General features: G+C 64.7%; 14 protein-coding genes. 7 read left to right on the top strand and 7 right to left on the bottom strand.

Going from position 1 to position 13,091, the window contains the following annotated elements; all coding sequences use genetic code 11:
• Positions 1 to 18 precede the first annotated feature (18 nt).
• Genes HB681_RS27180 through HB681_RS27155 form a run of 7 tightly spaced genes read right to left on the bottom strand, consistent with a single transcriptional unit; the run spans position 19 to position 6,460 of the window.
• The gene (locus HB681_RS27180; RefSeq protein WP_213957988.1) at positions 19 to 465 is read right to left on the bottom strand and encodes a thioesterase family protein; all 447 of its coding nucleotides are present in this window, start codon (positions 463 to 465) and stop codon (positions 19 to 21) included.
• Positions 462 to 1,667, bottom strand: a complete 1,206-nt coding sequence (locus HB681_RS27175) for an FAD-dependent monooxygenase (RefSeq protein ID WP_213957987.1) — start codon at positions 1,665 to 1,667, stop codon at positions 462 to 464. The genes HB681_RS27180 and HB681_RS27175 overlap by 4 nt, the downstream gene beginning before the upstream one ends.
• A complete protein-coding gene (locus tag HB681_RS38830) occupies positions 1,664 to 1,924 on the bottom strand; it encodes a hypothetical protein (RefSeq protein ID WP_345944757.1) in 261 nt (86 codons plus the stop codon). The genes HB681_RS27175 and HB681_RS38830 overlap by 4 nt, the downstream gene beginning before the upstream one ends.
• Positions 1,924 to 2,523 (bottom strand): VOC family protein, encoded by a 600-nt coding sequence (locus HB681_RS27170; protein ID WP_345944756.1) that lies wholly within the window; start codon positions 2,521 to 2,523, stop codon positions 1,924 to 1,926. The genes HB681_RS38830 and HB681_RS27170 overlap by 1 nt, the downstream gene beginning before the upstream one ends.
• On the bottom strand, positions 2,520 to 4,253 hold the full coding sequence (locus HB681_RS27165) for an AMP-binding protein (RefSeq protein WP_213957986.1): 1,734 nt from the start codon (positions 4,251 to 4,253) through the stop codon (positions 2,520 to 2,522). Before HB681_RS27165 ends, HB681_RS27170 begins: the two co-directional genes overlap by 4 nt.
• Entirely contained in the window at positions 4,250 to 5,221 is a 972-nt protein-coding gene (locus HB681_RS27160; protein ID WP_213957985.1) for a tripartite tricarboxylate transporter substrate-binding protein, read from the bottom strand. Before HB681_RS27160 ends, HB681_RS27165 begins: the two co-directional genes overlap by 4 nt.
• Before the next feature lie 36 nt (positions 5,222 to 5,257).
• A complete protein-coding gene (locus tag HB681_RS27155) occupies positions 5,258 to 6,460 on the bottom strand; it encodes an alpha/beta hydrolase (protein WP_256354481.1) in 1,203 nt (400 codons plus the stop codon).
• 309 nt (positions 6,461 to 6,769) lie between these two features.
• On the opposite strand from HB681_RS27155, the gene HB681_RS27150 reads away from it, so the two are divergent.
• The 7 genes from HB681_RS27150 to HB681_RS27120 all read left to right on the top strand — a co-directional run bounded on the left by HB681_RS27150 (position 6,770) and on the right by HB681_RS27120 (position 13,047).
• Positions 6,770 to 7,462, top strand: coding sequence for a TetR/AcrR family transcriptional regulator C-terminal domain-containing protein (locus HB681_RS27150; protein WP_213957983.1), 693 nt, complete (start codon positions 6,770 to 6,772; stop codon positions 7,460 to 7,462).
• Positions 7,463 to 7,651: 189 nt separating this feature from the next.
• Entirely contained in the window at positions 7,652 to 8,578 is a 927-nt protein-coding gene (locus HB681_RS27145) for a LysR family transcriptional regulator (RefSeq protein ID WP_213957982.1), read from the top strand.
• 130 nt (positions 8,579 to 8,708) lie between these two features.
• Positions 8,709 to 9,671, top strand: a complete 963-nt coding sequence (locus tag HB681_RS27140; protein WP_213957981.1) for a tripartite tricarboxylate transporter substrate binding protein — start codon at positions 8,709 to 8,711, stop codon at positions 9,669 to 9,671.
• A 12-nt stretch (positions 9,672 to 9,683) separates the two neighbouring features.
• The gene (locus tag HB681_RS27135) at positions 9,684 to 10,460 is read left to right on the top strand and encodes an alpha/beta fold hydrolase (protein ID WP_213957980.1); all 777 of its coding nucleotides are present in this window, start codon (positions 9,684 to 9,686) and stop codon (positions 10,458 to 10,460) included.
• A gap of 45 nt (positions 10,461 to 10,505) precedes the next feature.
• Entirely contained in the window at positions 10,506 to 12,116 is a 1,611-nt protein-coding gene (locus HB681_RS27130; protein WP_213957979.1) for an FAD-dependent monooxygenase, read from the top strand.
• Positions 12,113 to 12,529, top strand: coding sequence for a VOC family protein (locus HB681_RS27125; protein WP_213957978.1), 417 nt, complete (start codon positions 12,113 to 12,115; stop codon positions 12,527 to 12,529). The genes HB681_RS27130 and HB681_RS27125 overlap by 4 nt, the downstream gene beginning before the upstream one ends.
• Entirely contained in the window at positions 12,526 to 13,047 is a 522-nt protein-coding gene (locus HB681_RS27120; protein ID WP_213957977.1) for a hypothetical protein, read from the top strand. The genes HB681_RS27125 and HB681_RS27120 overlap by 4 nt, the downstream gene beginning before the upstream one ends.
• Positions 13,048 to 13,091: the final 44 nt, after the last annotated feature.

The raw sequence follows: 13,091 nt of genomic DNA, 5'->3' as shown, positions 1-13,091 counted from the left end.
AACGAATGCCTTCGGGAATCAGGTGTGGGTACGGAACGGGGCGAGCGCATCGAGCAGCGCGGGGGGAACGGGGGCGCGCACTCGCGCGTCGCGCCGGATGCAGATCGGAGAGAAGCGTGCGCTGAAGATCCGGGTACCGGCCTGGACCGCCTCGATGCGAAGGTCGTACCCGTGCTCCCGCACCTCGGGTACATCGAGCAGCATTTCGAACTCTTCCTCGGGCCAGAGCACCCGATGAAACTCGAGCGCCATGCCTTTGCAGGGTGTGTCGACGCCAAGGGCCTGGCGCCATGCGGCGGGATCTCCTTGCGCCAGTTCGGAAGCGAAGAGCGCCGCGGCATTCAGCACGTACTCCGTGAACTTCCCGGTGTAGACCACGCCGGCGGGGTCGCAGTCCGACCAGCGCACACGGCGACGAACGACGAAGGGCCGGCGTGAGACAACCGACTCGTAGCTGTCGATCATGCGACCTGCCCATGGGCTGCATCGGTGGACGAGGCGCCCTTGCTGCGTGCCGCTTCGATCTGTCGAACCAGTTCCGGATAGGCCTCCGCCAGGCGCTCGTCGCTCACACGCCCGGTCCGCGTCATGAATGCGTGGATGAACTCGTGCGGTGAATACTGGCGCATCCATTTCGCGATGTCCTCGTACCAGCGATAGGACTTTTCGGACGCGCCGATCAGCTTCGACTTTTCCTGGCCGCGTGTCTTTGCGAAGCGGCCGAGACGGTCCACGGGCGCCACGCCAGGGTCGTCGCCGTCGGCCACCAGCGCGTCGGCCAGCGCAATGGCATCGTCCATCGCGATGCGGGTTCCCGAGCCAATCGAGAAGTGCGCGCTCGTCTCCGCATCGCCTATCAACACGATGCGACCCGACGTCCAGTGCGCATTGCGGATGACGGGGAACTGCCGCCATGCAGAGTTGTTGGAGATCAATGGATGACCATCGAGCTCCGGCGCGAACACCTTCTCGAACAGCGCCTGGCGCTGGTCGGCCGACATCTCCGCCATGCCAAGGCGCTGCCAGGTGGCGTCATCGCACTCGGCCACGAAGGTGCTGTTCGACGGGCCATAGGGATAGTAGTGCGCGATGAACGCCCCGCCCTCGTATTCCCGAAACACCAGGGCGGCGGTTGCGAACGCCTTGCCGACACCAAACCACGCGAAATGATTTGTCAACGACTCGCGCGTCGTGCCCAACTCCCGCTCGTACGCTGCACGAACGACCGAGTTGATGCCGTCGGCTCCAACAACGACATCGGCGTCATCCAACCCGAACTGGCGCAGATCGTCGGGGTGCTGGATGCGCGTGCCAAAGCGGATGTCGACGCCAGCGCCGGTTGCGGCTTCCTGGAGCACGTGCAGCAGATCGATGCGTGCAATGGCGCCTCCGCCGGCGTTCGGGCGCTTCACCGCGATCGGCGTTTCCCTGGTCGTGATGATCTGGTGCGTCGTGAACGTCATCTTCGCGAGCATGGCGTTGTACGTCGCCTCGTCAGCAGCTTTCAGTCGGTTCAGGCCGGTCTCTGCCAGGACGACGCCGAAGCCGAAAGTCGAATCGGCAGCGTTCTGCTCGACTACGCTGACCTGCCAGTCCGGACAGCGCCGCTTCACGAGAATTGCCAAGTACAGCCCCGAGGGACCTGCTCCCACGATTGCGATCTTCATGATGCCGGCCTTTCCTCGCAGATGACCAGGTCGTCGTTGTCGAAGTGCTCGACGTGACCGACCAGGCCCCCGGTCAGGGCGCCGTGCCAGACCGCCGGCTTGAATCCCAATGCCTTGCGGTTCAACCGGATGTGCGTCGCTCCGTCCAGGCGGAAGTAGCCCAGCTTCGGACCACTCACCCTGAGAGAGTCGACGGTGCGCGCATGCTCGACCAGCGGCAGGAACTCCGGCACGTCGAGGACAAAGATGGCGGGCATCATTGCACCTCCATGTCTGCGGCCAGGCGCTCGCCCTTGCCGCGCCACACGTCGTCGATGGACGAAAAAACGGTTGTCCCTTCGCGGCTTGCGTTCTCGAGTGCGATGCCCGCTTCCAGCGTCCGGTTGGCGTCCGCGACATCAAGTTCAGTGAAGGGGCGAACCTGCCACGTGATCTCGAGCGAATAACCGTTGGGATCGTTGAAGTAGATCGATTCGATCACCTCGTGCCGGATCTGATAGTTGACCTTGAGTCCGGCCCCTTCGATCTTCGCGCGACATGCCAGGAGATCCTCCCGCGTCTCCACGCGCCAGGCGGTATGCGTGGCGCGGTAGCGATAGTCGTCGCGGGCGGTGGCGAACTCGGGCGCCTCGGTTCCAATGTAGTAGAAGAAGGCGATCGTGCTGCCCGTTCCGCTGTCGAAGAAGAAGTGGAGGAAGTCGGCATGGTCCTCCGGCCCCCAGCCCCGTGCGGAGATGGCATGCACCAGCGGCAAGCCAAGCAGGTCGCGATAGAAGTGAACGGTTTCTGCCAGCTTCCAGGTCGGGCGCGCCGTGTGGTGGACGCCCACGAGCGGAAGTCCTGAGGTGGGAATCATGTTGAGCTCCTTGCTTCGGAATGGTTGTTCGCGGCAACGCCCCGTTCGGCTGCCAGTTTGTCGACGATGACCTGCCTGAGCAGCGGTTTGCTCAACTTGCCGGTCTTCGTGAGGGGAAACTCGTCCAGGACCTCGATACGTTCTGGCCACTTGAACTTGGCGACACCAACTTCGCTGAGGAAGGCGCCGAGGTCTGCAACGCTCGGGGCCTCATGGCCTTCCCGGACGACCATGAAGGCACACACCCGCTCGCCGAAGACAGGGTCGGGCATGCCGACGACAGACGTCATGGCCACTGCCGGGTGGCGCGAAACGACACCTTCGACTTCTTCGCAGTTGATCTTCTCGCCGCCGCGGTCCACCACGTCCTTGGTGCGCCCGCAGAATTTGTAGTAGCGCTGGCCCTCGATGTCCCGGAACAACATGAGGTCTCCGGAACGGTAGAAGCCGCTTCGCGTGAAGGTCTCCTTGTTCCGCTCCGGCGCGCGGTAGTAGCCATGGATGGTGTAGGGCCCAGCGAACGCACATTCGCCTTCAACGCCTTCTTCCAGGATCTCTTCCTCCGTTCCGATCCGGAAGAGCTTGACCTCGTCGTGCGGAGAAACAGGTCGGCCCACCATGGAATCGCGTACGACTTGCGGCTGGTCATCCCGCGTCATCATGATGACACCCTCGGTCATTCCGAAGATGTGGTAGGCGGGCACGCCGAGGATGCTGCGTAGCCTCGGCGCACCGGTCGACGAAACGACGCCGCGCAACTGCTTCACCGGCATCTGGCCGGACTCGATGGCCGGACGCAGCTTCTCGAGGATCGGCCCACCCAGGACTGCCCAGGTTGGCAGGTAACGCTGGAAGATCGCCGTGAGCGATGCAGGCTGCAGATCGCTCGCCACCGTGACGGCACCACCGGTCAGCAGGAAGGGACCGAAGCAGCATCCCATGTTGAGGTTGTGCATCATGGGCAATGGCATGAACAGCACGTCGTCGGCCCGGTAGCCGTTGAACTGCGCGACCGCGCGCATGTTGTAGAGGTATTCGTTGTTGAAGCGCGGAATGATCTTGGGAACACCGGTCGTGCCACCCGACAGCTGGAACACCGCCACCTGGAATGGGTCGAGTTCGACATTTGCCAGCGCACGGCGCGCCACGTCCAGCGGCATTGCATCGATCATCGAATGCATGCCATGCGCATCGGAACGCGCCACGCCTCGGGCCTGGATGATCCATTTCAAGCCCGGAACCCGGGACCGCATCTGCTGCGCAAACGCCACGTCGTCGAACTTGCCGTCGTCGCCCTGGACGAAATGCGCGCGTGCTCCGCTGAGGCCCGCCAGGTACCCGATCTCGTGCTCACGGTGCGCAGCGAGCGTCGCAACCGGAATGAGGCCTGCCTTGAGGCAAGCGACGAATCCGATCACGAGCTCGTTGGAATTGGCAAACTGGAAGATGACCCGATCCAGTGTGCGCAGGCCCAAGGCGAGAAGAGCCGCCGCAAACCGGTCCGTGATGTCGTCAAGCTGCCGATACGTGAGGTCCCCTGCGCTCCCGCAGAGCGCCGTGCGATCGGCATGATTGGCGAATGACGCTCGGAGCCCGTCGGCCAGCGATTCATGTGTCAGCGCGCCGGCCTCGAGATAGCGTTGCAATCGCTCGATCGGGGGATAGACGACGCCTTCGATGGGCGAGGCGACGCCGATGCGGCGGGAGACGTTCGTTGCAAGAGTGTTCATTCCGGGATTGCTCCGATCGATTTGACGACGCCGCCAAACAGCGCCTTTTCACGTTTGACAAAGGCCTGTGCAGCCGCCACCGAGCCGGGCGTTGCGTAGGTTCCGAATTCCGCGAACTTCGCTGTCACGTCAGGCATTTGCAGCGCGGCGTTGAGCTCTGCGTTCAGTCGCTCGACCACGGGCTTCGGCGTGCCCTTGGGAGCGGCGATCATGAACCAGCCATAGACGTTGAGGCCCGGCACCGTGTCCTGCGCGAGTGGAATGCCTTCCAGCCCGGGCAAGACCTTGTCGGAAGCGACTGCGAGTGCGTGCAACCGGCCCGACTTGACCAGTTGCAACAACGGGCCAACCCCATCCGTGTACATCGAGATGTCGCCCGAGACGACGGCCTGCACGCCTTGCCCGGTCGTGGCAAAGGGAACCTGCTGGAAGTGCGTTCCGGTCTTCATGGCCAGCAGCTCGTTCGCGAGGTGCGGGATGGACGTGCGCTGCGGGTTGCCGATCGACACCTGGTCGGGCGCTGCCTTAGCCGCCTTGATCGCCTCTGCCAGCGTCCTGGCCGCGAACTTGGGCCCTGCGACGAACAGCATGGGCGTGACGCCGAGCACGGCCACCGTTTCGTAGTCGCGCTCGATGTCGTACTTTCCTTCCTTGTAGGTCAGCGGCGTCACCGTGGCAACGGCCGCGTGGACGAGCGAGAAGGTGTAGCCGTCGGCGGGCGACTGCCTGAGCTGGTTCATCGCGAGGATGCCCCCAGCACCCGGTTTGTTCTCGACGATCACGGGCTGCCCCATTGCCAACGCCAGCTTGTTGCCGATGATGCGGGCGATGGTGTCCGGCGCGGTACCGGGCGCGGTTGGAAGCACCATCTTCATGGGCTTGGTGGGAAAGGCTTGCGAGAACGCAGGGACGCATTGCAGCGTCAACGCGAGCGCACAGGTCCATCCGGCGAGGTGGTTTCTTTTCACGGAGTCTCCTGAATTCATCGGGATGCGGCGGCCCTGTCAGGCCATTGCCTCTTCTCGCAGCCACGACTGGACTGCACGACCGACGGCAACCTGCCCGGACTCCTCGCCCTCCACGAGCGGCATGCCGTGGTGATTGCCGCGAATCTTCTGGCGCGACTTTTCTGTCGTTCCAAGGGATTCGAAGATGGCATCCATGTCGGAGGGAAAGGCTGCCTGGTCTCCCGTGTACTCGAGCATCAAGGTCGGCAGCCGGAGTTCCTGGCCGCACTTTTCGAAGCTTGCGTTCGAGCTGAGGCCCGACCAGGTCGAAAGCCACGACTCGGGCGTGACCAGCCGTGCAAAACCGACGCTCCCGAGGTTCGATGTGAACGGGTCCTGGCCCCAGAGCGTCCCGACGTCGCGATCGGAGGGGTCGAGGCTCAGATCCCAGCAGCGCAGGTCCGCGTCGGTGCGCCACACCGGAAAGATCGGCGTGTGGGCGACCTTGCGCCGCAATGCGCCCGGGAGGGTTGCGTCTGGCCCATAGGCCTTGAGCTCCTTTCGCGCCGCGGCACGTTCCCGCAGAAGGGTCCTGGCGTGTGCGTCGATGCGCTCGACCCGAGCGCGCTGCGCCGCACGGTAGCGCGTTGCGAATTCGGAAGCGTAGGAAGACGATGCCGGCGCAGCACGATAGCCGTTGATGGGGTCGAAGGGATCCAGGGCTTCATCGACCGACATCGGATCGCGCTCGTCGGTCACCGAGGCATCGATGCAGTTCATCAGCAGCTTGCCTTGTCCCGGATGAGGCGACACGAAGATCAGCCTGTCCGGGGGTGGCATGTCGGCTGCCGCCAGCTTGACCGGACGGCCTCCCGGCGTGGCAGCGAGCCGTTCGGCGGGGGCGCGCAATGCCTGCTGCGTATAGAAGGCATAGAGGCCAGCGCCGCCAGAGTTGCCGAGCAACACCACTTCCTCGAAGCCAAGCGTGCGCAGGTGCGCGACGCCCGCTGCGACATCGAGCAGTGCAACCTCGTGTTCCAGGCGCAGGTCGTTGCCGATCGATCGCGGCGCCTGCACCCAGCATGCGCATCCCGCATCGAGCACGTCTGGCACCAGGTAAGGGGTACCCGAGAACTCCCGGGGGTGCATCAGGCACACGACTGTCTTCTCCTTGCCGGTCAGCGAGTAGAGGAAGCCCAGCGTGCGCTGGTTGTCGGCTGTTCGCAAGCCGTGCGGCCTGACGTTGTAGGGCCGGTCCATCCGGGCCGGGTTCCAGCCGGCGCCTCTCAACCCTGCAGTTACTTTGGCCTTCGCTCTGGGAGCTTCGATCATGCTGTTGTCTCCGTTAATTAACTACGCATTAATTAAATGTAGGGCAAAATTAATGGTGCGTCAAACAGGCAGAAAGCCCCTATGAAGACATCAGGCAAGACATTGAACCCAGTGCCCTCCGCCGTGCCGGCAGGGCGGAAACCACGGGCGCCGAAGAGCGGGATCGAGACGCCGGCAGTACCGCGTCGGCGCGGCCGTCCGAGCAAGGTCGATGGCCTCGATCCTTCGGTCACTCCGATGATTTCGAGGGAAGAGATCCTCAACAAGGCTGTCGAACTGGCGATGGTGGAGCCGCTCAACGAGTTGTCGATCGTCGGACTGGCGCGGCACTTCGGCGTGACGCCCGCCTTGATCCACTACTACGCCGGCAGCAGGGATGAGTTGATCTCCGGGGTGATCAACCGGTACTTCATGGACCGCGTCCAGCAACTGCGTCCGCTGACCAAGGAGAACTGGCGCAGCAACATGGAGGATCACGCCCACGCGATCTTCGACGTCATGAGGAAGTACGGCGGCGTACTGCGCTACCTCATGTCCCACAACCGCTTCCGCCTCTTCCAGCAGGTGGGCCCCGGCGAAACTGACTACGGGATGGTTTATCTCAACAGGATTGCCAGCATTTTCAGGGCGGGAGGCTTCACGCCGGAACAATGCGCATTGGGCTACCACCTGTTCATGCAGTACGTCATGACTTCCGCATACGCCGAGGTCAATCGCCAGTTGCCGGCGGAGCATGGCGAGTACATCCGCAGCCGCATCCGGATGACCTCGGAAGCGGAGTACCCTGACGCGCACTTCTTCGCCGAGGCGTTCTCGAAGGTCGACACGAAGACGGCCTTCGACGCGGGCCTGAAACTTCTGCTTGATGGCATGGAGCGTTGGCTCGCGCAGCCGGCCAAACGCGCGACGGGTCAGCGCGCTCGGAATTGAGCGATGACACGGAGTTCGCCCCGGTTCCGATGGGAGCGCCTACGCCGGGAAGTGGACTCTCCGACTTGAAGGGCACGGTGCCTGACGCGAGCCGCATCGCGAGCGTCGAGTACAGACTCTGAATGCTGTCATTCACGACTGTTCCACGGCGCTCGCGATTCGGAAAAGTGAACAGGCTACGATTGCCGCATGGACCTGCGTCAACTCCGCTACTTCGTCGCACTCGCTACGCAGCAGCACTACGGCAGGGCAGCAGGCGTCCTGCATGTGACGCAGCCCGCGCTTAGCCGTCAGATACAGTTGTTGGAAGAGGAACTCGGCGTACGACTATTCGAGCGTCACGCGAGGGGCGCCGCCCCAACCGAAGAAGCACTCCTGTTGCTCGAGCGCGCGGTATTCCTGCTGCGTTACGCGGAGCAGATGAAGACCGACCTTGTGGTGCGCCAGCGCGAACCGCGCGGGCCCGTGGCTGTAGGCCTGTCGCCAGGGCTCGCTCAGCAGCTGACCGTGCTGCTCACCAAGGCCGTACTCGAGCGTTTTCCCGACGTGCGCCTGCGCATCATCGAAGGCTTTGCACCCTCGCTGCAGCAAATGCTGGCGCAAGGCGAAGTGGACGTCGCTTTGCTGATCGAGCCTGTGGAGCGAGCGAACGTGCAGAGTATCCCGCTGATGAAAGAACAGGTCTGCCTGATTGCACGGCATGACGACGCGCGCTTTTCCAGGTTGAAAAAGGTTCGAGTGCGCGACCTCGATGGCGTGCCGCTGGTGATGACGGGCCGGATCAAGTCGGGCGTGAGGCTCGAGCTGGAGGTGGCAGCCGCGCGCGCAAAGATCGAGCTCAACCAGGTGGTCGAAGTCGAGACGGCCGAAGTGGCACGGCGGCTGGTCATGGCCGGCGTTGGCGTCACGGCCCACTTCGCCGCTGCCGTGCAGGAAGATCTGGACGCCGGCCGGCTGCGGGCCATTCCCATCGACGGGTTGTTCCTGCATCGCGTGATCGCCCGCGCGTCGGACCGCCCCGCATCGCGGGCCACCGAGGGCGTGATGGAGGTGCTGCGAGAAGCAATCGAGGCGCATGTGCGCGAGGGACGCTGGCCCAACGCCACCCTCGCCTGATCAGAGCGCCGATGCCGGCGGCTTATCGACCCGATCAGAAGATGTGCTTGGACGCGCTTGCCGGCCGCCCCTAACCTTGTGCCTCTCCTGAACCGCCTGGTTGCAGGAATCACAAGAACAGGAGACAAGCATGCTTCAAGACCGCAGGTCCTTCATCGGCGCACTGGCCGCCACGGCATTGGTGCCTCGCGGGGCGCAGGCCCAGGGCTCACAGCCGCTTCGCATTGTGGTGCCTTTTTCTGCCGGCAGCGGCACCGACATCACGGCGCGCATCCTCGCCGACGCCATCACCAAGGGCACGGGGCGGCCCGTGATCGTGGACAACAAGGCCGGCGCGGGGGGGTCCCTGGGCGCCCTCGAGGTGGCGCGCGCACGGCCGGACGGCAACACGGTCCTCTACACCACCGGCGGCTTCACGACGAACGCGGTGCTGATGAAGAAGCTGCCCTTCGACTCGATTGCCGATTTCACGCCGGTGACGCGCCTCACGCGCTCGTCGGGCTTCGCTCTGCTGGTCAGCGACAAGTCGCCGTACAAGACCATCGACGAGTTCATCGCTGCCGCCAAGGCCAAGCCGGGGTTCCTCAACTTCGGTTCGTCTGGCGTGGGCAACACCACGCATGTCATCGGTGTGCTGTTCTGCAAGGGCGTGGGCGTGGACCTGGTCCACGTTCCTTTCAAGGGCACGCCGACCACGGACCTGATCGCCGGAACGGTCGACTGCGCTTTTCTTTCGCCTTCGGTCGCATACCAGCAGATCAAGGCTGGGCAACTGCGCGCGCTGGGCATCTCGGGCACCACGCGATCCACGCTGTTCCCCGAGGTACCCACCTTCGCCGAATCGCGCCTGAATGTGCAGGACATCCCGGCCTGGAGCGGCGTGTGGGCACCCGCCAAGCTGCCGGCCCCGCTGTTGGAGTCCCTGCACCAGACCATGGCCAATGCCGCTCAGGCACCCGCCTTCGTCAAGTTCGCCCACGAGAGCGGTGCCGAGCCGGACGGCCAGCGCCCGGACGCTTTCAAAGCCTATGTCACTGCGGAGATCGAGCGCTACCACCAGCTGCTGCCCCCGCTGGGCATCGAGATGAGCTGAAGGGGCGTGACCTTGTCGGACACTCTGGAACTGAACGAGACACGCACTGCATACGAAGTGGAAGGCAGCGGGCCACCCCTGCTGCTGCTGCACGGCGCCGAAGGCAGCAGGCGGCAATTCGCACTCGTCCGGCCCGCGCTCGCCGAGCACTTCACGGTCATCACCTACGACCAACGCGACTGCGGTGACACCGCCAATCCCGAACAACCCGCCACCCTGGCGATGCTCGCCGACGATGCCAAGGCGCTGCTAGATGCGCTGGGCCATTCGACGGCCCATGTGTTCGGCACCTCTTTCGGTGGACGTGTCGCGCAGGCCCTGGCAGTGCGGCAGCCGGATGCGATCCGGCGTTTGGTGCTGGGCAGCACCTGGCCGCTCCAAGCGTCGCTCGCGCAGGCCAATCCTGAAGTAGCGCAAGCGCTGGCACGGCTGCGCGGCGAGCTGCCCGAATCGGCGGTGCAGATGGCTGAATACTTCTACCCGTCGGCCTACCTACAGGCGAATCCGGTCGCCCGGCGTCACTTTGCTTCGGCGCCAGTACGTTCGGCGCGTTCCGAACGGCGGGCCGCGGCCACAGGCGAAATGCCCAACCTGGACATCAGCCGCATCGCGAAGCCGACGCTGCTGATCGCCGGTGCGCTGGATCGTGTAGTGCCCACCGCACTCACCCTAGCCCTGGCCCAAAGCATTCCTGGCAGCCGAAGCATCGTGCTGCCCGACGTGGGCCATCTGGCCGTGACCCAGGCGCCGGCTTTGGTGGCCCGGCACCTGATCGAATTCCTGGCCTGAGCGCCTGAACCTGTGTGCGCCACGTGGCGCCTGGAGACCTGACACATGCTGGAGATTCCCGTCCTGATCATTGGTGGCGGCCCTGTGGGCCTCACCGCTTCTGTCTATCTGTCGCACTTCGGCGTCGACTCGCTGCTGATCGAGCGCCATGAAAGCACGGCCACGCTGCCCAAGGCCCGTGCGCTCAATGCCCGCACCATGGAGATGTACCGTCAGATCGGCCTCGAAGACGCGATTCGCGCCGTCGCGATGCCCGCGCGGTTCAATGGCATGGTGATGTGGGCAGAGAGCCTTGCCGGACGCGAGATCAATCGGCTGGTCCCCACGCGCGGAGCAGCCAGCCAGGCGTACTCGATCACGGGCAACTGCGGCTGCTCGCAGGACGTGCTGGAGCCGGTGCTGCGCCACCGGGCCGAAGCCGATGGCCCGGGACGTATACGCTTTGGCACAGAACTGGTCGGGTGGCACGTCGAAGGCGATGGCGTGCGTGCACGCATCCGCGACCGCGAAGGACGGGAACAAGACGTCCGTGCCCGTTACATGATCGCGGCCGACGGGTCGCAGAGCCGCATCCGGCGAGAACTGGGCATCGAGCGCGACGGCGAGCGCGACGTGTACGACAGCGTCAACATCCATTGCCGGGTCGATCTTACGCCCTGGGTGACCGAGCGGCCCGCCGGGCTGTACCTCATCGAGCAGCCGGAACTGCGCGGCACTTTCATGACCATCAACGGCACCGATCGTTGGGGCTTCCTCGTCACCTCGCTGGCGCACTACGGCTATACGCCCGAGCAGTTCACTCCCGACTTTTGCGTCGAGATCATTCGCCGGGCCGTGGGCGCCGGCGACATCGCGGTCGATGTGCTTGGCGTCGGCGCATGGAAGGCCTCGGCGTTGGTCGCCCAGCGCTACCGCGCAGGGCTTGTGCTGCTTGCCGGCGACGCGGCGCACGAGATGCCACCGACCGGCGGCTTCGGCCTGAACACCGGCGTACAGGACGCCCAGAACCTGGCGTGGAAACTGGCGGCTGTCGTCAACGGCGAAGCTGGCGACGCCTTGCTGGACACCTATGACACCGAGCGGCGGCGCGTCGGGCAGGCGGTGACGCAGACGAGCCTCCTGAATGCACTGTCGATGGGTCGCACGGCTCGCCAAGAGAAGGCTGTCCTGCCTCGCAAGGAATTCCTCAACGAGGTCGGACTGATCTTCGGTGCCAACTACGCCGCCGGGGCCGTGATGTCTGACGGAACCGAACACCATGTCGAAGACCCGGTGCTGCAGTACGCGCCCAGTGCAACGCCGGGTTGCCGCGCGCCGCATGTGGCACTCGCACCGGACGAACACACCCAGTCCACGCTCGACTACCTGGGTCGCGGGTTTGTGCTCCTGACGGCGCCCCGGGGTATGGCGTGGCGCGATGCGGCGGCAGGGCTGTCGCCGCCGCGCATCGAATGCGTGGTCATCGGCGACGAACGCCAGAAGGACGGCGTCGACTGGCTGCAGGCCTACGGCATCGACGCAGACGGTGCGGTGCTGGTACGGCCGGACGGCCACGTGGCCTGGCGTTCGCGAGGCGGCGCAAAATACGCGGCTGGAGTTCTTGGCAACGCGATGGACACGGTGTTATGCCGTGCCACGCAGGGAAGCACCGCATGATCGCCAACGTTTCGACACTCCATCACTTCACGGTGGGCTGCGCACCCGCCGACCTTCCGGTGCTGCTCGCGTTCTATACCCGCACACTCGGCTTGACGCAGGGCTATCGGCCGAACCTGCGGTACCCGGGTTACTGGCTCTACGCCCGCGGCCATGCCCTCGTGCACCTGAATGCATTGCTGAAGGAAACGCCGGCGCGTGGCGGCGGCGGACTCGACCACATCGCGCTGGTGGCACACGGGCTCCTGTTGACCCGCGAGTCGCTTCATTCCGCGGGCATCCATTTCGATGAGTCGCCGTTGAAGGGGACGCACCTGCACCAGGTCTTCCTCGAGGATCCGCTGGGCCTGAAGCTTGAGTTGAACTTTGACCTGGAGGCCGAAGGACTCCTGGCCGCGCCGTCGTTGCCATGAAGACCTCGCCGTCGGCCACAGAGGCGGCCTGGCGTACGCCGGCGGAACGGATGTTCATCGCGCGGGACGTGAGTTTTCGCAGCGGCGAGACCTTGCCGGAACTGCGGCTCAGCTACACGGTGCTTGGCAATCCCGCAGGCGCTCCGGTGCTCGTGCTGCACGGCACAGGCCGCGGCATGCTGTCGCCGGAGTTCGGTGGCCAGCTCTTCGGAGCCGGCCAGCCGCTGGATGCAGCCACGCATTTCATCGTGTCGGCGGATGCCATCGGTCATGGCCGCAGCATCAAGTCCTCGGACGGGCTGGGCACCGGCTTTCCGCGCTATGGCGACGAGGACATGGTCGACGCACAGCACCGGCTGGTGACCGAAGGCCTCGGCCTGCACAAGCTGCGCGTAGTGCTAGGGCGTCCATGGGCGGCATGCACGCGTGGCTGTGGGGGGTGCGCCATCCGGATGTTATGGACACGCTCATTGCGCTCTGGTCGCAGCCCGCGCCGATGTTGGGCCGCAACTGGTTGATGCGGCGCGTGATGAATCGATGCCATCCGGAATGATCCGCAATG

The sequence above is a fragment of the Variovorax sp. dw_954 genome, assembly GCF_018449755.1.
Taxonomy (GTDB): Bacteria; Pseudomonadota; Gammaproteobacteria; order Burkholderiales; family Burkholderiaceae_C; genus Variovorax.
This window is presented reverse-complemented; position numbering and strand designations above follow the sequence as displayed.